This is a genomic window from Streptomyces sp. SudanB25_2051, assembly GCF_964272635.1.
Taxonomy (GTDB): domain Bacteria; phylum Actinomycetota; class Actinomycetes; order Streptomycetales; family Streptomycetaceae; genus Streptomyces.
In genome coordinates, this window is the sequence record NZ_OZ186787.1 from 3,118,212 (window position 1) to 3,136,182 (window position 17,971).

The following is a 17,971-nucleotide window of genomic DNA, read 5'->3' on the forward strand; positions in this document are numbered from 1 at the left end:
TGCCCGCCGACCCGCCCGCACCCGTCGGCCCGACCGTGCCCGGCGTCCGCGTCCCACCCGTCATGCCGTCCGCCTCCTCCGCACCAGCGCCACCGCGCCCCGCGTCGCCCACGCCGCCACGGCCACCGCCAGCAGCGCCGCGACGAGCGTGCCCGCCAGGTAACCGGACGCGGTCACCGTACGGCCCCGCTCCAGCAGCGCCCGCGTCTCCAGCGCGTACGTCGAGAACGTCGTGAACCCGCCCAGCATCCCCGTGCCGACCAGCGGCCGCAGCAGCCGGTGCGGCCGCCACACCTCGTCCGCCAGCACCGCGAACACACCCATGAGCGCGCAGCCGATCACGTTCGTCCACAGCGTCGCCCAGGGGAACCCGCCCGGCACGGCGGGCAGCGCCACCGCCATCCCGTACCGCGCCCCCGCTCCCAGCGCCCCGCCCACGGCGACGGCCCCCAGCAGCGGCCCGTCGAACCCGCTCGGCCGTCCGCCCCGGCGCGGTCGGCCGGAGACCGGCGGGCTCGGGCTGCCGGGGCTCGGGCTCGGCGGAGTGGGCGGGCTCGGGCTCATGGCCGAAAAGCGTAGGACCTCGGGACCTCCCGTCCCGCCCCGGCTGCGTGCCCACCACCCCGGCGGGACACTGGTCAGGTCAGAGACACGGCACATCCCCCCACGTGGAGGCGAACACCATGGCTTCCCTCGTCGTCGAAGACATGCTCCGCACCTACCCCGCCGACCTCGGCGGTGTCGACCGCCAGAAGCTGATCCGCTGCATCGAGGAGTGCGCGGCCTGCGCCCAGGCGTGCAGCGCCTGCGCCGACGCGTGTCTCTCCGAGACCGAGCACCTCGACACGCTCGCCAAGTGCATCCGCACCGACATGGACTGCGCCGACGTGTGCCAGGCCACCGGCTCGGTGCTGTCCCGCCACACCGGTTACGACGCGAACCTGACCCGCGCCGTCCTCCAGGCGTGCGCCGTCGCCTGCGCCACCTGCGCCGACGAGTGCGAGCGGCACGCCTCGCAGCACGAGCACTGTCGCGTCTGCGCCGAGGCGTGCCGCCGCTGCGAGCAGGCGTGCAACGACCTCATCGGCGCGCTCGGATGACCCCGATCCCCTGACCTGGCCCGACCGGCCCCGTCCCCCCGACCGGCTCCGCCCCCTGACCGGTTCCGCCCCCTGACCGGCCCTGCGGGCTCCGACCGGCTCCGTACGTGACGGGCCGGGCTCAGCCGGCGGCGAGGAGGCGGGTGACCAGGCCGTCGACGTCGACCCGCTCCTCGCCCTCGGGCACCACCTCGTACGTACGCTCCAGGAACCGCGCCAGCGACTCCTCGCCGACCGTGAAGTCGGCCTCGCCGCACAGCTCTATGTGGACACCGGGCCAGATCCGGACGTCCCCCTCGCCGACCTCGCGCCGCATCCCCTCGCGGAGCATCCCCCGGTCCAGGCGCCACTCCGCGTACACGTACTCACCGTCCGTGAACGCCACGCGCACCGCGTACGGGTCGGTCTCGTCGTAGGTCATGTGGGCCAGCACCGGCAGTTCGTGAAGGCGCATGAAGAGCTTGTCGTGCAGGACCGCGTTCATGGGTTCCTCCCGAGGTCTCAGGGGCGGGCTCCGAAAGAAGTTCCCTCCCAAGTGCCCCTCAGGAGCGGCCCCTATCCTGCCGACGCGGAATCCGCCCGGACCGTACCCAATGATCAACTACCGCCCGTGGCGCGTGAGATGTGTCGCATGTCGGCTTTGGGACTCTTCAGTGCGGCCGCCCTCCGCCTACCGTGTGCGGGTGCCTTCCTTGTCGCCCCTCACCACCGTCGCCACGACGTTCGCGCCGCGCCTGGCCGAGTTCGCCTTCGAGCCGGGTTTCGTCGCCGCCGTCGACCAGCACGTCGCCGCGGTGCGTGAGCGCATCGGCGCCGCCGGCCCGGACCTGGTGCCGGGGCCGCCGGACGAGGAGGCCCTCTCCGACTACGCGCTCGGGTTCCTCGACGCGCTCGCCGAGACCGGCTGGGACGAGCCGCCGGGCCATGACTTCGCCGTCTGCCGGCTGACGGCGATCTGCTGGCTGATACGGCGGTACGACCTGCCGGGCGCCCGGCGCGGGGCCCGGGGCCCGCTCGACGCGCACGGCGCGCGGGAACGGGACCCGGACCTCAGCGGCCTCGACCGCGACCCCGGCCTCGGCCGCGACCTGGACGAGGACCGCGACCTGGACCTGGACTGACACGCGTCAGATCCGGTTCGCGCCGCCCGTGCCGCCGCCCATCCCGCGGCGCTGGCGCTCCTGCTCCCGCTGCTGCTGGGTCATGGCGTCCTCGCGGCCGGCCATGTACGCGCCGGCACCCGCCTTGGCCCTGGCCGACTCCTGCTCCGCGGAGCTCATCCAGCGCTCCATCCGCTGCCGCATCGGCACGATCGCGCCACCGCCCACACCGACGATCAGGATGCCGGCCGCCGCGGCGAGCACCGCGTACAGCACCGGCTGCGTGACGGCCGTGGCGATACCGGCCTGGCCCAGCGCGGCGATCACGCCGAGCGCGACGATCACGCCCCAGACCACGGTGGCGACGGTGTTGCCGTACGAGACACCGGAGAGGACGCCGCGCACGATGTTGCGGACGGCGTTGGCGATGGCCATCGCGACGACCACCAGGACCAGCGCGACCAGGGCCTTCGGCAGCCAGGCGACGATGCTGTCGATCATGCCGCTGATCGGATTGGGCCCGAAGACGCCGAAGGCCAGCTGCAGGGTGACCAGGAGGAGCCCGTAGTAGACGACCTTGCTGAGGATTCCGGTCGCGTCGTACTGCGAGTTCTGCAGCATGCGGTGGGAGCCCGCGCGCTCGCTGAGCCGCTCGAAGCCGACCTTCCGCAGGACCCGGTCCACCACCTTGGCGATGATCTTGGACACGAACCAGCCGATGGCCAGGATGACCAGGAATGCCACGAACTTCGGGACGAACTGGGCAACCTTCGACCAGGCGTCGGTGATGCCCTGCTGAAAGTCCACCGCAAGGCTGGTGGTCGAGACGTGCTGGGTCATAGGTGGCCCTCCACTCGGCAAGCCCCCCACGGACGCTTACCTCTCCGGAATATCAGCCTCCGTCGCGCGCTGCCCCCCGGAGGCCCCCAGCCGCCGCCATCCGAATGACAATGCCCTCAGGCCCGCCCCACCACTGCGGCGGCCCACCGCCCACGGGCCCGCGCCCCTGTCCGCTCCACCCCGCGCCCGGCCCGGCGCGGCGCCCGGCTTCTCCATCCCGGCCCCGCCTGGCGCCTGGCGCCCGGCGCGCCGCCGCCCGCCCCCGCGAGCGCGCCGTTCGCCGCCCCGCACCCCCCGGCCGGGGGGCGGGCGTCCACCGGTTGGTGCACGCCGACGGGCGCGACGGGGACCCGCTTCCTACCGTGGCTGAATGATCGTCAGCTCCGCGCCCCGCCCCGCGGCGGGTCTCGCCACCCTCCTGCTGCTCGCCCTGCTCCTCCCGCTCCTCGTCCTGTCCTCCGCCGCGTCGGCCGCGGCGGCCACCGCCGGCTCGACCGCCGCCACCGCCCCCCGGCCCGGTGAGCCGATGCCGCCCCGCCCCGGCGCGCGCGTCGACCCGGCCCTGCTGCACCGGGCCGGTACACAGGTGCGCCTGCCACCCGGCGGCACCCCGCCGCCCTCCCTCTCGGCGCGTTCCTGGCTGGTCGCGGACGCCGGCACGGGCCATGTCCTCGCGGCGTTCAACGCCCACCGGAAGATGCCGCCCGCCTCCACCCTGAAGGCGCTGTTCGCGCTGACCGTGCTGCCGAAGCTGTCGCAGAACGCCCAGCACACCGTCTCGGAGCGGGAGCTGAGCGGGATCGGCGAGGGCAGCAGCCTCGTCGGCGTGAAGGAGGACGTGACGTACAAGGTCGCGGACCTGTGGCGCGGGGTGTTCCTGCACTCCGGCAACGACGCCGTCCGCGTGCTGGCCGGCCTCAACGGCGGCTGGGAGGCCACCGCCCGCGAGATGGAGGCCACCGCCCGGTCGCTCGGCGCGTTCGACACGAAGGTCGTGTCACCGGACGGGTACGACGCGCCGGGCCAGGTCTCGTCCGCGTACGACCTCGCCGTCTTCGGCCGGGAGGGGCTGCGGAACCCGGACTTCGCCAGGTACTGCGCCCTGCCGTACGCGTCGTTCCCCGCGGACGGCTGGTCGTACGGCATCCGCAACACCAACCGGCTGCTCACCGGCGAGGACGGCATCGCCAAGTACCCGGGCATCCTCGGGGTGAAGAACGGCTACACCAGCGGCGCCGGCCACACCCTGATCGCGGCCGCCCGGCGCGACGGGCGCACCCTGGTCGTGACGGTCATGAACCCGTCCGGCGGCCAGCGCGCGGTGTACGAGGAAGCGCGGGAGCTGCTCGACTGGGGCTTCGCGCACGGGGCCGAGGCCCGTCCCGTGGGGTCCCTCCTGCCGCCCCCGGCGACCCGGCTGGTGTCCCGGCCGAAGACCCCGGCCGTCCCGGCGGCACCCGACACGGGCCGCGCGACGCTCGCCGCCCCGGGGAAGGGCCCGGCCTCCGGCGGGGCCGCGGCCCGGACGCCGGGGTCCGGCCCGGTGGCCGGTGCCGGTGCCGGTTCCGGCGGCTCGCCCCTCGCCCGTACGCCCTCCGGGAGCGCCCCGGCCGCCGGGTCCTCCGGTGACACGGCCGGCGCCGCGGGCCCCGCGGCGGACCGCTCGGCTGAGGACGGCGCCCGCGCCGCAGGACAGGCCGCGATGGCGGCCGGGCAGGCGCCCAGCCCGCTGCTGCCGCTGCTGGTGGTCGGTTCGGCGTGCGTGGCCGCCGCGACCCTGTGGATGGCGCGGCGGCGCACGGTCCGCTGAGAGCCGGCCTGTGTCAGGCGGCCGGGTCCGCCCCGCTGCCGTACGGGCGGGTGATGATCTCCATGGCCTGGTTGGACGGGTCCATGAAGTACAGCCCGCGCCCGCCGTCGTTGCGGTTGATCTCGCCGGGGCGCTCCTTGCGCGGATCGGCCCAGAACGGGATGCCGGCCTGCCGGATGCGCTCGAAGGCCGCGTCGAACTCGGCCTCCGACACGAGGAACGCGTAGTGCTGCATGGTGATGTGTTCCTCGGGGACCGTCGCGAAGTCGAGGGTGACTCCGTTGGCGGTCTGCACGGGAAGGAAGGGGCCCATCTCGTCGCCCACCTCCAGGCCGAGGATGTGGGCGAGGAACTCCGCGGACTCCCGCTTGTCCTTGGCGGCGACGATGGTGTGGTTCAGCTCTACTGGCACAGTGGAATGCTCCGGGGCATCTCACGGGCACCTCCATGCCTCACCCGGACGGTGACCGACACGCGATGCCGTGCCACCGAGCCTATGAACGGCCGCCTCGGTCCGTCGACCGTTTTTCGGTCAGACTCAGCGCCCACCGCTGCGCCGCCTCCAGCGGGCCGGCCCCGAACCGCCGCAGCCACAGCGCCGAGCCGGTCAGCAGCAGCGAGGACACCGCCGCCCACAGGCCCATCACCCACCACGGCTCCCAGCCGCTGCCGGCGAGCCTCCCCGCCAGCCCGAGGCCGAAGCCGTACGCGACGACGGCGCACAGCAGGTTCTGCAGCACGTACCCGGACAGGGCCGTACGCCCCAGGGAGGTGAGGCCCGAGGTCAGCGGACCGGCCGGCGCACCCGGTCCACGACGGCGCCGATCAGCCCGACGTACCCGACCGCGACCAGCGGCGCGGCCCCGTACCGGCCCAGCAGGAACCACGCCTCGCCGCCCAGCGCGCACGCGATGTTCAGCGGCACGCCCAGGCCGAGGCCCCACCGCAGCATCCGGGCCCGTATCCGCCGCCCGGCCGCGTCCGCGCCGAAGGCCCCGGCCCGCATCAGCCGCACGCCGAGCAGGAAGAGGAACAGCAGCAGCCCGAAGGTCAGCACCGGCTCGATCCGCAGGGCCAGGGCGTGGTCCAGCCGGAACGCGACCTGGTCCGCCCAGCCGCCGTGCGCGTACAGGTCCACGACCTCCCGGGGGACCCCGCCGCCCGCGCCGTCGCCGCCCGCGTACACCAGGGCGGCCGTCAGCAGCCCCATGAGCGTCAGGTGCAGTCCGAGCGCCCACCCGGCCACACGGCGGCGGGCGCGCGCGGAACGGGTCAGCAGCCACGCGGTGACCAGCGCCGTCACGGCGTACCCCATGAGCACGTCCCACGCGAAGACCAGCAGGAAGTGCAGGGTGCCCTCGACGAACAGGAACAGCGCCCGCCACCGGTAGCGGCCCGGCCACGGCTCTCCCCGCCGCTCCGCCGAGCGGTACTGGATGGCGAGGCCCGCGCCGAACAGGATCGTCAGCATCGACAGGAACTTGCCGTCCGCGACCAGCCGGAACACGGCCTCGGCCACGTCCCCCGCCGAGTCGGCGCCGAGCAGCGGCGGCGCGCCGCCTGCCAGGACGCCCCACTCGGCGCCCGCCCCGGTGAAGATCCACACATTGGTCATCAGCGTGCCGAGGATCGCCACCCCGCGCAGCACGTCCAGCAGCGGCAGCCGGCCTCCGCCGCCGGAGGGCCGCGCCCCGCCCGGCGCCGTACTGCCGGTCGTGTCGTCGGTGGTCCGCCTCGCGCCGGGCGTCGTCTCGGGCGTGCTGCGGGGCGTGCCCGGTACCGCCCCTGCCCTCGTCCCCGTGGTCGTCATGCGTCCCATCGTCCGCGCGCCCCCGCCCCCGTTCGTCGTGCCGGGCGACGAACCTCCGCTGCACCGAAGGATGTAGCCGCGCCGCCGCTAGTACGGGGCCCTCCTGCTCGCGATGTACGCCCTCAGCCGCCGCGTGTCCTGCTCCGTCCACCCCTCGGGCGGGACGACGGCCGCCCAGCCGTCGACGGCGGCCGCCCCGTAGCGGTGGCCGTGCGGCGCCTGCACCCCGTAGCTGACGGCCATGTCGACGGTCGTCTGCCAGAACGCCACGACCGGGAACCAGTTGATCTCCGGTGTGATGTCGGGTCCCAGCGGTTCGTCCATCCACTCGGGCCGCTCGAACAGCAGGTCCGTGGACCACCAGACGACCGGGTCGGAGGCGTTCTGCAAGTACACCAGGCGCGGCCCGGCCCACGGCGCGCCCGCCGGGCGCCGCAGGTCCACGGCCGGGAACTGCGCGACCCGCACCCGCAGCCCGCCGCCGTACTGCGGCCGCCACACGGGGCTGCCCGCGTCGCGGCCCTCCCGCACCTGCCGGGCGACCGGCGAGAAGGCGGGCGTGCCGATCAGCAGCGCCCCGTCCGTCTCGGCGAGCAGCGCGTCCACGGAGCCGTACGACGCCTCCACCGCGTAGGCGCCGAGGCTCTCGCCGGTGACGACCAGCTTCGGACGGTCGCCGGCCGGCAGGGTCTCCAGGCGTTCCCGTACCGCGTCGATCAGCGCCCGCGTGGCCTTGCCGGCCTTCTCCTTGTCCACCAGGAACGACACCCAGGACGGCAGGTACGAGTAGGCGACGGCGACGATCGCGGTGTCGCCGCCGTGCAGGTACTCCAGGGCCTGGGCGGCGTTCGAGTCGATCCAGCCGCTGCCGGTGGTGCCCGCGACGGCCAGCACCTCGCGGGTGAACGCCCCGGTGCGCTCCAGCTCCCGTACGGCGAGGCGCGCCTGCGCGCGGAACGGCGCGTTCTCGTCGGTCCCGGCGTCGAAGGCGCGCGGCCGCTGGGACCCGACGTAGACCCGGACCGGGTCCTTGGCGGGGCGGCCGGTGAACGCGGCGATGGCGCGGCGGGTGGGGGCGGTGCCGGTGAAGTTGCGGCCCTGGTAGCCGAGGTCCTGCCAGCGCAGCAGCGAGCCGGGGCCGCCCGAGACGTACGGGGAGGTGGGGCGGGTGACGCCGTCCTTCGTGCCGCGGTGGGTGGTCTCGGCGATCCGGTCGGCGACGTCGACGATGCCCCGGTCGAAGACGACGTCCCGGAGGCCGACGGTGACGGCGAGCGCGGTGAGCGCCAGTCCGGCGCCGACCGCGACCGGCCGGGGCAGCCAGCCGCCGAGGGCGCGGATCAGGCGGCGGGTCCCGAGGCGGACCAGCCGGGCGGCGAGGAGGAGCAGGGCGCACAGGGCGACGGCGATCAGGGCGATCATCACCGCGTGCCAGGTGAGGGCGGGCGGCAGGCCCTGGAGGAGGCGGAGCCTGCGCTGCATCCGGGCGCTCTCGGACAGCAGCCAGGCGGTGAGAAGGGGGCTCAGCAGCCAGTACACCCGCCGGGCGCGGACGTGCCGGGCGTACCTCCGCAGCCATCCGGTCCCGCGCCGCGCCGACACGCCGGGTGACCGTGCTCCGGTGCCGGGCGGCCGGGTGCCGCGCGGCCGGGTGGGGGCGCACCGTGGCCGGGTGCCCTGGGGCCGATCGGGGGCGCACCGGGTGCGGGTGCCGGGCGGCCGGGTGCCGGGCGGCCGGGTGCCGGGCGGCCGGGTGCCGGGCGGCCGGGTGGGGGCGGCGCGGGTCCGCGCTCCGGCCCGGCTCCGTAAGACCGCTTTGACCAGACCGGACACCGTCGCCCCCGCGGCATAGCCGACCGTGGCGGTGATGCCGCCGACGACGCCCTGGAGGACCCAGGGCCGGGGGACGAGGGAGGGCGTGAGGGACAGCCAGAAGAAGACGGTCGCGACGCACAGCGCGGTCAGATCGGTGCGGCGTCGCACCACGCGGGGCGGCGGGCAGGGGGCGGCACGGCGGTCCCCCGCCCCGTACGGCCCCCCGGCGCTCATGCGCCGAACGGTAGCCGGACGTTCTCCACGAACGCGAGCAGGTTGACCCGCATCCGGTCGATCCGCTCCTCGACGCTGAGCGACTCCTCGTAGCGGGTGCGCAGCGCGGGCTGCCGCTTGCCCCGCACATACAGCGAGCAGGCGAGGTCGGAGCAGATGTAGATGCCGACGGTGTTGCCGTCCCGGCCGGCGACTCCCGCGCGCGGAGCGGCGAGCAGGCTGACCCCGGAGGAGGCGTGCCCGGTCAGGCAGATCCGGCACAGGCTGGACTTCACTGCGCTGGTGCGGGCCTTCTCCGGCACGCGCAGGGTGATCCCCACCGGGCCGCCGGCCCCGCCCGGAAGGGCGTCCGGCGGGAGGACGATGTGGGCGCGCAGAGGAGCGCCGGGGTCGCGCCAGCCGAGGAAGTCCAAATCCTCCCAGGGGAGGTCGGCGTAGTCGGCCGGAAGCTTGAGCCGGGCCGCGTCGCCTTTGGAGCAGTTCACGAAGGACGCGCGGATCTGTTTGTCCGAGAGGGGTTTCACGTGAAACAACCGTACGGAAGAGGCCGGACGGGACGCATATGATTTTCCGTTTGCATCGCACTGCGTGGGTACTCGGTCGCCATGAGTACACAGACAGCACCCAGCACGGGCGGCGGCGCCGACACGCCCGCCGCTCACCAGCCCATCTCCCTCGCCCGCGACATCCAGGGCAGAGTCCGCACCTGCCGCCCGGCACGCACGGACAGAGAATCCGAGGACCCCGCCGCCGGTGACTGGCACATCGTCCTCGGCGAGGACTGACTCGGCCAGGACTGACTGGGCGCGGGCCGACCCGGTGAGGGCGACCGACCCGGTGAGGGCCAGCTCCGACGCCCGCTACCCCACCAGGTGGGCGTAGCTGCGCGGGTGCTTCGCCAGGAACTCCCGCAAGGCCATGGGCGCGTGACCCGCGAGCCGTTCGACGGTGTCGGAGACCGCGCCCAGCTCACCGCGCGCGATCGCCTCGTACGAGCTGACCCAGCCGTCGACCTCCCAGCGCTCGGCGCCGTACCCGGCGCGTGACGCGTACGCCTCGTCGCGGGTCTCCGGGAGGTACCGGATCGTCCGGCCCGTCGCGCGGGACATCTCCTCCGCCGCCTCCGCCAGGGTGAACGCCTCGGGGCCCGTCACGTCGAAGGTCGCGCCGTCGTACCGCCCGTCACGCGCGAGCAGCACCACCGCGGCCACGTCCGCGATGTCCTCGTGCGCCACGGCGGCCACCCTGCCGTTGCCCGCGGGCCCCCGGATGACACCGTCCTTGCCGGTCATCGCAGGGATGCCCGCCAGATACCAGCTGTCGCGGAGGAAGGTGAACGCCAGGCCGTCGTGCGCGCGGACGTACTGCTCCGTGTGCCAGTGGTCGCGCGCGAAGGTGAACGTCGCGTCCGGCGCGGCGCCCTGGAACGACAGGTACACGATCCGCCCCACCCCCGCCGCCACCGCCGCGTCGACGGCCGTCCGGTGCTCCGCGACCCGGTCCGGTGTCTCGTGCGCCGACACCAGGAACAGCGTGTCGGCCCCGTCCAGCGCGGCCCGCATCGCCTCGCGGTCCCCGTACGCGGCGGGCGGCGCCTTCACCGCGCCCGGCACGTCCGGCAGCCGCGCCGGGTCGCGTCCGACCAGCCGCACGGGCACCCCGCCGACGCCCAGCCGGTCGGCCACCCGCCGCCCGACCCGCCCGCTCGCGCCGGTGACGGCCACCACCTCATCGCTCATACGGGCAGTCTCCGCCCCGCCCGCCCGGTCGGCACCCGGAGCGCCCCCACCTGCGACATCCGCGTCCCGCCCCGCCACTCTAGAGCGGAAAGGCCGAACCCGGCCGGGCTTGTGGAAAACCCGGCCGGGCGGCTGTGGACAGCGCGGGACCTACTCGGTGTCGCCGCCTTCGAGGTTGCCCTCGGTCTCCAGGTAGACCTGCTTCAGCGCCTCCAGCACCTGCGGGTCGGGCTTGGCCCACATGCCCCGCGACTCCGCTTCGAGGAGCCGCTCCGCGATGCCGTGGAGCGCCCAGGGGTTGGCCTCCTGGAGGAACGCGCGGTTCTCCGGGTCCAGTACGTACGCCTCGGTCAGCTTGTCGTACATCCAGTCGGCGACGACACCGGTCGTGGCGTCGTACCCGAAGAGGTAGTCGACCGTCGCCGCCAGTTCGAAGGCGCCCTTGTAGCCGTGGCGGCGCATCGCCTCGATCCAGCGCGGGTTGACCACGCGGGCGCGGAACACCCGCGAGGTCTCCTCCACCAGCGTCCGCGTGCGCACCGTCTCCGGGCGGGTCGAGTCGCCGATGTACGCCTCGGGCGCCGTGCCGCGCAGCGCCCGCACCGTGGCGACCATGCCGCCGTGGTACTGGAAGTAGTCATCCGAGTCCGCGATGTCGTGCTCGCGCGTGTCGGTGTTCTTCGCGGCGACGGCGATCCGCTTGTACGCGGTCTCCATCTCCTCGCGCGCGGGACGCCCGTCCAGGCCGCGCCCGTACGCGAAGCCGCCCCACACCGTGTACACCTCCGCCAGGTCCGCGTCGGTGCGCCAGTCGCGCGAGTCGATCAGCTGGAGGATGCCCGCGCCGTAGGTGCCGGGCCGGGAGCCGAAGATGCGGGTCGTGGCCCGCCGTTCGTCGCCGTGCTCGGCCAGGTCGGCCTGGGCGTGGGCGCGGACGTAGTTCTCCGTGGCCGGCTCGTCCAGGGACGCGGCGAGCCGCACCGCGTCGTCCAGCAGCCCGATCGTGTGCGGGAACGCGTCGCGGAAGAAGCCCGAGATGCGCAGCGTCACGTCGATGCGGGGCCGGCCCAGCTCCGCGAGCGGGATGGGCTCCAGGCCGTTGACGCGCCGTGAGGCGTCGTCCCAGACCGGGCGGATGCCCAGCAGGGCCAGCGCCTCCGCGACGTCGTCGCCGCTGGTGCGCATCGCGCTGGTGCCCCACAGCGACAGGCCGACCGAGGTGGGCCATTCGCCGTTGTCGCCGCGGTAGCGCTCCAGCAGCGAGTCCGCGAGGGCCTGCCCGGTCTCCCAGGCGAGGCGCGAGGGGACGGCCTTCGGGTCGACGGAGTAGAAGTTCCGGCCGGTCGGCAGGACGTTGACCAGGCCCCGCAGCGGCGACCCGGACGGCCCGGCCGGGACGAACCCGCCGTTCAGCGCGTGCACCGCGTGGTCCAGCTCGGCGGTCGTCCCGTCGAGGCGCGGCACGACCTGCCGGGCGGCGAAGTCCAGGACGGCGGCGACCTGCTCGCCGTACCCCTGCGCCACTTCGGCCACCGCGGCCGGGTCCCAGCCCGCGGCCTCCATGGCCTCCACCAGGGCGCGGGCCTTCGCCTCCGCCTCGTCGGCGGTGGTGCGGGTCGCGGCGGACTCGTCCAGGCCCAGCGCCTCGCGCAGGCCGGGCAGCGCCTGCGTGCCGCCCCAGATCTGCCGGGCGCGCAGGATCGACAGGACCAGGTTGACCCGCTCGGCGCCCGTCGGGGCCGTGCCGAGGACGTGCAGGCCGTCGCGGATCTGCGCGTCCTTCACCTCGCACAGCCAGCCGTCGACGTGCAGCAGGAAGTCGTCGAAGCCGTCGTCGTCGGGCCGGTCCTCCAGGCCCAGGTCGTGGTCGAGGCGCGCCGCCTGGATGAGGGTCCAGATCTGCGCGCGGATCGCCGGCAGCTTCGCCGGGTCCATGGAGGAGATCTGCGCGTACTCGTCGAGCAGCTGCTCCAGCCGCGCGATGTCGCCGTACGAGTCGGCGCGGGCCATCGGCGGCACCAGGTGGTCGATCAGCGTGGCGTGGGCGCGCCGCTTCGCCTGGGTGCCCTCGCCCGGGTCGTTGACCAGGAACGGGTAGATCAGCGGCAGGTCGCCGAGGGCCGCGTCGGGGCCGCACGCGGCGGACAGGCCGGCGTTCTTGCCGGGCAGCCACTCCAGGTTGCCGTGCTTGCCGAGGTGGACCATGGCGTCCGCGCCGAACCCGCCGTCGGACGTGGGCGTGGCGATCCACCGGTAGGCGGCCAGGTAGTGGTGGGACGGCGGCAGGTCCGGGTCGTGGTAGATCGCGATCGGGTTCTCGCCGAAGCCGCGCGGCGGCTGGATGAGGATCAGCAGGTTGCCGCGGCGCAGCGCCGCGAGGACGATGTCGCCCTCCGGGTTGCGGGACCGGTCGAGGAACATCTCGCCGGGCGGCGGGCCCCAGTGCTCCTCGACGGCCGAGCGCAGCTCCTCCGGCAGGGTCGCGAACCAGCGCTTGTAGTCGGCGGCCGGGATGCGGACCGGGTTGCGGGCCAGCTGCTCCTCGGTGAGCCAGTCCTGGTCGTGGCCGCCGGCCTCGATGAGGGCGTAGATCAGCTCGTCGCCGTCGCCGGACGCGAGGCCCGGCACCTCCTCGTCGCCGAAGTCGTAGCCCTCCTCCCGCAGCCGGCGCAGCAGGGCGACGGCGGACGCGGGCGTGTCGAGTCCGACGGCGTTGCCGATGCGGGAGTGCTTCGTCGGGTAGGCGGAGAGGACCAGCGCGAGGCGCTTGTCGGCGTTCGGGATGTGCCGCAGCCGGGCGTGGCGGACGGCGATCCCGGCGACGCGGGCGGCGCGCTCCGCGTCGGGCACGTAGGCGGGCAGGCCGTCCTCGTCGATCTCCTTGAAGGAGAACGGCACGGTGATGATCCGCCCGTCGAACTCGGGGACGGCGACCTGGCTGGCCGCGTCGAGCGGGGACAGGCCCTCGTCGTTCTCCTCCCAGTCGGCGCGGGAGCCGGTGAGGCACAGCGCCTGGAGGACGGGCACGTCGAGGTCGGCGAGCGCACCCGCGTCCCACGCCTCCTCGTCGCCTCCGGCCTGCGCCGCGGCGGGCTTGGTGCCGCCCGCCGCGAGGACGGTGGTGACGATGGCGTCGGCGCCGCGCAGCTGCTCCAGCAGCTCCGGCTCGGGGGCGCGCAGCGAGGCGACGTACAGCGGGAGGGCGCGGCCGCCGGCGTCCTCGATGGCGTCGCAGAGGGCGCCGACGAAGGCGGTGTTGCCGCTCATGTGGTGGGCGCGGTAGTAGAGCACGGCGACGGTCGGGCCGTCGGTGGTGCGGGCGGTGCGCTCCAGCGGGCCCCAGGTGGGGGCGGCGGCCGGCGGGTCGAAGCCGTGGCCGGTGAGGAGCACGGTGTCGGACAGGAAGCGGGCGAGCTGCTCCAGGTTGTCCGGGCCGCCGTGCGCGAGGTAGGCGTGCGCCTCGGTGGCGACGCCGATCGGGACGGTGGACGCCTCCATCAGCTGGGCGTCGGGCGCCTGTTCGCCGGTCAGGAAGACGACCGGGCGGTCCTGGGCGCGCAGCAGGTCGATGCCCTCCTCCCAGGCGCGCAATCCGCCGAGGAGGCGCACGACGACGAGGTCGGCGCCGTCGAGGAGGCCGGGCAGTTCGTCGATGGGGAGCCGTGCGGGGTTGGCGAACCGGTACTCGACCGGGCCGCCGGCCGCGCGGGCGCTCAGCAGGTCGGTGTCGGAGTGCGACAGCAGCAGGATCACGGCGTGCCGGGCCTTCCTCGGGGTGTCCTCGCCCCGGGTGGTCGTGGGTGGCGGGAGTTCCTGACTCGCGGGGCCCGGAGGGGTCCTGCTCACAGTGGCGGGACCGCGCCGGATTCGCACCGGGCTTCCTCCCTAGGGTCCTGGGACCCTGTGCCGTCTGCATAGTAGAGGCTGCGCGTATGCTCGCCGCCATGCCGCCCACCTCGCCAAATCCCCGAAACGGGGGCGAAGCTCACATACGGGAACGTGTCCGCGACCGCGCCGACGCGTGCCCCGGCGCGCTGCGGCTGCACCGCGCGGACGATGGCGGTCTGGCCCGTCTGCGGCTGCCCACGGGCGTCCTGACGGCCCGCCAGGTGGCCGCGCTCGCCGACCTGTCGGGCCGGCTCGGCGACGGCCGGATCGGCGTCACCTCGCGCGGCAATCTCGACCTGCGCGGCCTGCCCGACGACTGCGGGCTCACCCTCGCCGAGCTGCTGGGCGGGGCCGGACTGCTGCCGTCCGCCGCGCACGAGCGGGTGCGGAACATGGTCGTCTCGCCCCTGGCCGGACTGGACGGGCGGGGCTTCGGGGACGTCCAGGCGTGGGCGCGGGAACTGGACGCGCTGCTGTGCGCGCAGGCGTGGACGACGGGGCTTTCGGGCCGTTTCCTGTTCGCCGTGGACGACGGGCGCGGGGACGTGGCCGCGCTGGGCGGCGATGTGACGTTGCTCGCAGAGCCCGGCGGCCGCGCTCTGGTACGGATCGGTGGCCTGGCCCGGCGGGTGGCGGCGGGTGACGCCCCGGTGGCCGCGCTGGCGGCGGCCGAGGCGTTCCTGACGGTCGCGAGGGAGGCCGGCACGGGTGCCTGGCGGGTGGCCGAACTGCCTTCGGACGCGGCCCTGGAGGACGCGGTGACCAGCTGCCTGGCCGCCGCGGGGGTCGCCGCCGCACCGGCCGCTGGAGAGGCGCTTCTGGACGCCGCGCCGCCCGTTCCGGGACTGGTCGGGGAGTGTGCGGTGTCCGTCGTGGCGCCCCTGGGGCGGGTCACCACCGAGCAGTTCCGCGCCCTGGCGCCGGGGGACGGCGACGAGGTGCGGGTGACGCCCTGGCGGGGCTTCGTCGTGGCGGGCCTGCCCGGCCGGGCGGAGGCGGAGCGGCGGCTCGCGGCCCTGGAGGCCGCCGGGTACCTCGTCCGGCCCGGTTCGCCCTGGCTCGCGGTCACCGCCTGCACGGGACGGCCCGGCTGCGGCAAGGCCCTCGCCGACGTACGGGCGGACGCACGGCCCCTGGACGACCCGCCGCTGCGGGGCCTGCCCGTCCACTGGTCGGGCTGCGAGAGGCGGTGCGGGCACCCCCAGGGCGACTGGGTGGACGCCCTGGCCACCGGCGACGGCACGTACGCCCTCACCGTACGGACCGCGCGACGAGACAACGACGACGCACACCCACAGGCACAGGCACAGAGATGAGCGGGAGCACAGTGTTCGACTACGAGAAGGACGGCGCGGAGATCTACCGCCAGTCCTTTGCCACGATCCGCGCCGAGGCGGATCTCGCGGGTCTGCCCGCCGACGTCAGCCAGGTCGCCGTGCGGATGATCCACGCCTGCGGCATGGTCGACCTCGTCCGCGACCTCGCCTACACCCCCGAGGTCGTCTCCCGCGCCCGCGCCGCGCTCCGCTCGGGCGCGCCCATCCTGTGCGACGCGCAGATGGTCGCCAGCGGCGTCACCCGCAAGCGGCTCCCCGCCGACAACGAGGTGATCTGCACCCTCTCCGACCCGTCCGTGCCGGACCTCGCCGCCGAGCTGGGCACCACCCGCAGCGCGGCCGCCCTGGAGCTGTGGCGCGACCGCCTGGAGGGCTCGGTCGTGGCGATCGGCAACGCCCCGACCGCCCTGTTCCGGCTGCTGGAGATGGTCCGCGACGGCGCTCCCCGCCCCGCCGCCGTCCTCGGCATACCGGTCGGGTTCATCGGCGCCGCCGAGTCCAAGGACGCCCTGGCGGCCTCGGACCTCGACCACATCGTCGTACGGGGCCGGCGCGGCGGCAGCGCCATGGCGGCCGCGGCGATCAACGCGATCGCGAGCGAGGCGGAATGAGCGAGCACGTTTCACGTGAAACATCGGCGGGCGGTCCCGCCGGGAGCGGAAAGCTGTACGGCGTCGGCCTGGGTCCGGGCGACCCGTCGCTGATGACCCTGCGCGCGGTGGAGGCCATCGCGGAGGCGGACGTCGTCGCCTACCACTGCGCCCGGCACGGCCGGTCGATCGCCCGGTCCATCGCGGCGAAGCACATCCGCGAGGACCACATCGAGGAGCGGCTGATGTACCCGCTCACGGTGGAGACGACCGACCACCCCGGCGGCTACCGGGGCGCGCTCAACGACTTCTACGAGGAGGCGTCGGCGCGGCTGGCGGCCCACCTCGACGCAGGCCGGACGGTGGCGGTGCTCGCCGAGGGCGACCCGCTGTTCTACGGCTCGTACCAGCACATGCACAAGCGCCTGGCGCACCGCTACGAGACGGAGGTCGTCCCCGGCGTCACCTCCGTCAGCGCGGCGGCGGCCACCATCGGCAAGCCCCTGGTGGAGGCCGAGGAGGTCCTGACCATCATTCCGGGCACCCTGCCCGAGGACGAGCTGACGGCCCGCATCGCGGCGACCGACTCGGCGGTGGTGATGAAGCTGGGCAGGACGTTCCCGGCGGTGCGCCGCGCCCTGGAGCGTACGGACCGGCTCGCGGACGCCCACTACGTCGAGCGCGCCACCATGGAGGGCTGCCGTACGGCGCCGCTGGCGGAGGTGGACCCGGAGACGGTGCCGTACTTCTCCGTGGCGGTGCTGCCGTCCCGCGTCGACACGGGCCCCGCCGAGCCCGAGCGGGGTGAGGTGGTGGTCGTCGGCACCGGCCCGGCGGGACCCCAGTGGCTGACGCCGGAGACCCGCGGCGCCCTCGCGTCCGCGACCGACCTCGTGGGCTACACCACGTATCTGGACCGGGTCCCGGTGCGGCCGGGCCAGCGGCGGCACGGCTCCGACAACAAGGTGGAGTCCGAGCGCGCCGAGTTCGCCCTGGACCTGGCGCGGCGCGGCCGGCGCGTGGCGGTCGTGTCGGGCGGCGACCCCGGTGTGTTCGCCATGGCGACGGCCGTCCTGGAGGTCGCGTCGCAGGAGGAGTACGCGGGCGTCCCGGTGCGTGTCCTGCCGGGCGTGACGGCGGCGAACGCGGCCGCGGCGAAGGCGGGCGCCCCGCTGGGCCACGACTACGCCACGATCTCCCTCTCCGACCGGCTCAAGCCGTGGGAGGTCATCGCGGAGCGCCTGCGCGCGGCGGCCTCGGCGGACCTGGTGCTGGCGCTGTACAACCCGGGGTCGCGGAGCCGTACGTGGCAGGTGGCCAAGGCCCGTGAACTGCTGCTGGAGCTGCGGGCCCCGGACACGCCCGTGGTCGTGGCGCGCGACGTGGGCGGCCCGGAGGAGTCCGTGCGCGTGCTGCCGCTGGCCGACCTGGACCCGGACGAGGTCGACATGCGGACGCTGCTCCTGATCGGCTCGTCCCAGACGCAGGCCGTGCGGCGCGGTGACGGCCGTACGGTGGCGTGGACGCCACGCCGCTACCCGGAGGCGCCACCCACTGGCGCCTGAACGGCGCCACACAAGGCATCACCCCTCTGAGGCCCGGTCGGCACACGGATCACTCCCATGCGCCAGCCGGGCCTCTCACATGCCCTGACCTGGGACGTCAGACCACTGGCGCCACAAGGTGGCGACTTGGCGCCATTCTCATT

17 protein-coding genes and 1 riboswitch are annotated in these 17,971 nt (G+C 74.7%); of the genes, 7 read left to right on the plus strand and 10 right to left on the minus strand.

The features are described from left to right. Positions 1-60: 60 nt before the first annotated feature. Positions 61-564 (minus strand): FluC/FEX family fluoride channel, encoded by a 504-nt coding sequence (locus tag ACSUPT_RS13930; RefSeq protein ID WP_436944493.1) that lies wholly within the window; start codon positions 562-564, stop codon positions 61-63. A 119-nt stretch (positions 565-683) separates the two neighbouring features. Between ACSUPT_RS13930 and ACSUPT_RS13935 the strand changes: the two genes are divergently transcribed. Then, on the plus strand, positions 684-1,100 hold the full coding sequence (locus ACSUPT_RS13935; RefSeq protein WP_351966849.1) for a four-helix bundle copper-binding protein: 417 nt from the start codon (positions 684-686) through the stop codon (positions 1,098-1,100). A 121-nt stretch (positions 1,101-1,221) separates the two neighbouring features. Here the strand turns inward: ACSUPT_RS13935 and ACSUPT_RS13940 are convergent, their stop codons facing one another. After that, complete coding sequence (locus tag ACSUPT_RS13940; protein WP_351966848.1) at positions 1,222-1,584, minus strand: SsgA family sporulation/cell division regulator; 363 nt, start codon at positions 1,582-1,584, stop codon at positions 1,222-1,224. A 199-nt stretch (positions 1,585-1,783) separates the two neighbouring features. Here ACSUPT_RS13940 and ACSUPT_RS13945 point away from each other — a divergent pair, with 199 nt between their 5' ends. Beyond that, complete coding sequence (locus ACSUPT_RS13945; RefSeq protein ID WP_351966847.1) at positions 1,784-2,221, plus strand: DUF6401 family natural product biosynthesis protein; 438 nt, start codon at positions 1,784-1,786, stop codon at positions 2,219-2,221. A 6-nt stretch (positions 2,222-2,227) separates the two neighbouring features. On the opposite strand, the gene ACSUPT_RS13950 is transcribed toward ACSUPT_RS13945, so the two are convergent. Beyond that, the gene (locus ACSUPT_RS13950) at positions 2,228-3,040 is read right to left on the minus strand and encodes a mechanosensitive ion channel family protein (protein WP_365725606.1); all 813 of its coding nucleotides are present in this window, start codon (positions 3,038-3,040) and stop codon (positions 2,228-2,230) included. A gap of 370 nt (positions 3,041-3,410) precedes the next feature. Between ACSUPT_RS13950 and ACSUPT_RS13955 the strand changes: the two genes are divergently transcribed. Beyond that, positions 3,411-4,850, plus strand: a complete 1,440-nt coding sequence (locus ACSUPT_RS13955; protein WP_436944494.1) for a D-alanyl-D-alanine carboxypeptidase family protein — start codon at positions 3,411-3,413, stop codon at positions 4,848-4,850. Between the two features lie 13 nt (positions 4,851-4,863). Here the strand turns inward: ACSUPT_RS13955 and ACSUPT_RS13960 are convergent, their stop codons facing one another. The 5 genes from ACSUPT_RS13960 to ACSUPT_RS13980 all read right to left on the minus strand — a co-directional run bounded on the left by ACSUPT_RS13960 (position 4,864) and on the right by ACSUPT_RS13980 (position 9,233). Beyond that, positions 4,864-5,262, minus strand: a complete 399-nt coding sequence (locus tag ACSUPT_RS13960) for a VOC family protein (RefSeq protein WP_361654052.1) — start codon at positions 5,260-5,262, stop codon at positions 4,864-4,866. An 82-nt stretch (positions 5,263-5,344) separates the two neighbouring features. After that, positions 5,345-5,590 (minus strand): DUF418 domain-containing protein, encoded by a 246-nt coding sequence (locus ACSUPT_RS13965; RefSeq protein WP_436944495.1) that lies wholly within the window; start codon positions 5,588-5,590, stop codon positions 5,345-5,347. A gap of 44 nt (positions 5,591-5,634) precedes the next feature. Next, a complete protein-coding gene (locus ACSUPT_RS13970; protein WP_436944496.1) occupies positions 5,635-6,660 on the minus strand; it encodes a DUF418 domain-containing protein in 1,026 nt (341 codons plus the stop codon). Between the two features lie 87 nt (positions 6,661-6,747). Continuing rightward, positions 6,748-8,709, minus strand: a complete 1,962-nt coding sequence (locus ACSUPT_RS13975) for an alpha/beta hydrolase (RefSeq protein ID WP_436944498.1) — start codon at positions 8,707-8,709, stop codon at positions 6,748-6,750. Next, positions 8,706-9,233, minus strand: a complete 528-nt coding sequence (locus ACSUPT_RS13980; protein ID WP_436944500.1) for an FBP domain-containing protein — start codon at positions 9,231-9,233, stop codon at positions 8,706-8,708. The genes ACSUPT_RS13975 and ACSUPT_RS13980 overlap by 4 nt, the downstream gene beginning before the upstream one ends. Before the next feature lie 81 nt (positions 9,234-9,314). Between ACSUPT_RS13980 and ACSUPT_RS13985 the strand changes: the two genes are divergently transcribed. Beyond that, positions 9,315-9,494, plus strand: coding sequence for a hypothetical protein (locus ACSUPT_RS13985; RefSeq protein WP_351966840.1), 180 nt, complete (start codon positions 9,315-9,317; stop codon positions 9,492-9,494). 75 nt (positions 9,495-9,569) lie between these two features. Here the strand turns inward: ACSUPT_RS13985 and ACSUPT_RS13990 are convergent, their stop codons facing one another. Beyond that, entirely contained in the window at positions 9,570-10,448 is an 879-nt protein-coding gene (locus ACSUPT_RS13990; protein WP_399218710.1) for an NAD(P)H-binding protein, read from the minus strand. A gap of 150 nt (positions 10,449-10,598) precedes the next feature. Then, positions 10,599-14,201 (minus strand): cobaltochelatase subunit CobN, encoded by a 3,603-nt coding sequence (gene cobN / locus ACSUPT_RS13995; protein WP_361654068.1) that lies wholly within the window; start codon positions 14,199-14,201, stop codon positions 10,599-10,601. A gap of 36 nt (positions 14,202-14,237) precedes the next feature. Then, positions 14,238-14,370, minus strand: a riboswitch (cobalamin riboswitch). Between the two features lie 10 nt (positions 14,371-14,380). Between cobN and ACSUPT_RS14000 the strand changes: the two genes are divergently transcribed. Genes ACSUPT_RS14000 through ACSUPT_RS14010 form a run of 3 tightly spaced genes read left to right on the plus strand, consistent with a single transcriptional unit; the run spans position 14,381 to position 17,828 of the window. After that, entirely contained in the window at positions 14,381-15,652 is a 1,272-nt protein-coding gene (locus ACSUPT_RS14000; RefSeq protein WP_436944502.1) for a cobalamin biosynthesis protein CobG, read from the plus strand. Continuing rightward, entirely contained in the window at positions 15,649-16,284 is a 636-nt protein-coding gene (locus ACSUPT_RS14005) for a precorrin-8X methylmutase (RefSeq protein ID WP_351966836.1), read from the plus strand. Before ACSUPT_RS14000 ends, ACSUPT_RS14005 begins: the two co-directional genes overlap by 4 nt. Then, positions 16,281-17,828 (plus strand): precorrin-2 C(20)-methyltransferase, encoded by a 1,548-nt coding sequence (locus ACSUPT_RS14010; RefSeq protein ID WP_436944504.1) that lies wholly within the window; start codon positions 16,281-16,283, stop codon positions 17,826-17,828. The genes ACSUPT_RS14005 and ACSUPT_RS14010 overlap by 4 nt, the downstream gene beginning before the upstream one ends. Positions 17,829-17,971 lie beyond the last annotated feature (143 nt).

Excerpts from the sequence above, each read along its gene's own strand:
- ACSUPT_RS13930 (WP_436944493.1), bottom strand. The coding sequence starts at position 564 with ATGAGCCCGAGCCCGCCCACTCCGCCGAGCCCGAGCCCCGGCAGCCCG.
- ACSUPT_RS13935 (WP_351966849.1), top strand. The coding sequence starts at position 684 with ATGGCTTCCCTCGTCGTCGAAGACATGCTCCGCACCTACCCCGCCGAC.
- ACSUPT_RS13940 (WP_351966848.1), bottom strand. The coding sequence starts at position 1,584 with ATGAACGCGGTCCTGCACGACAAGCTCTTCATGCGCCTTCACGAACTG.
- ACSUPT_RS13950 (WP_365725606.1), bottom strand. The coding sequence starts at position 3,040 with ATGACCCAGCACGTCTCGACCACCAGCCTTGCGGTGGACTTTCAGCAG.
- ACSUPT_RS13955 (WP_436944494.1), top strand. The coding sequence starts at position 3,411 with ATGATCGTCAGCTCCGCGCCCCGCCCCGCGGCGGGTCTCGCCACCCTC.
- ACSUPT_RS13970 (WP_436944496.1), bottom strand. The coding sequence starts at position 6,660 with ATGACGACCACGGGGACGAGGGCAGGGGCGGTACCGGGCACGCCCCGC.
- ACSUPT_RS13975 (WP_436944498.1), bottom strand. The coding sequence starts at position 8,709 with ATGAGCGCCGGGGGGCCGTACGGGGCGGGGGACCGCCGTGCCGCCCCC.
- ACSUPT_RS13985 (WP_351966840.1), top strand. The coding sequence starts at position 9,315 with ATGAGTACACAGACAGCACCCAGCACGGGCGGCGGCGCCGACACGCCC.
- ACSUPT_RS13990 (WP_399218710.1), bottom strand. The coding sequence starts at position 10,448 with ATGAGCGATGAGGTGGTGGCCGTCACCGGCGCGAGCGGGCGGGTCGGG.
- ACSUPT_RS14000 (WP_436944502.1), top strand. The coding sequence starts at position 14,381 with ATGCTCGCCGCCATGCCGCCCACCTCGCCAAATCCCCGAAACGGGGGC.
- ACSUPT_RS14005 (WP_351966836.1), top strand. The coding sequence starts at position 15,649 with ATGAGCGGGAGCACAGTGTTCGACTACGAGAAGGACGGCGCGGAGATC.
- ACSUPT_RS14010 (WP_436944504.1), top strand. The coding sequence starts at position 16,281 with ATGAGCGAGCACGTTTCACGTGAAACATCGGCGGGCGGTCCCGCCGGG.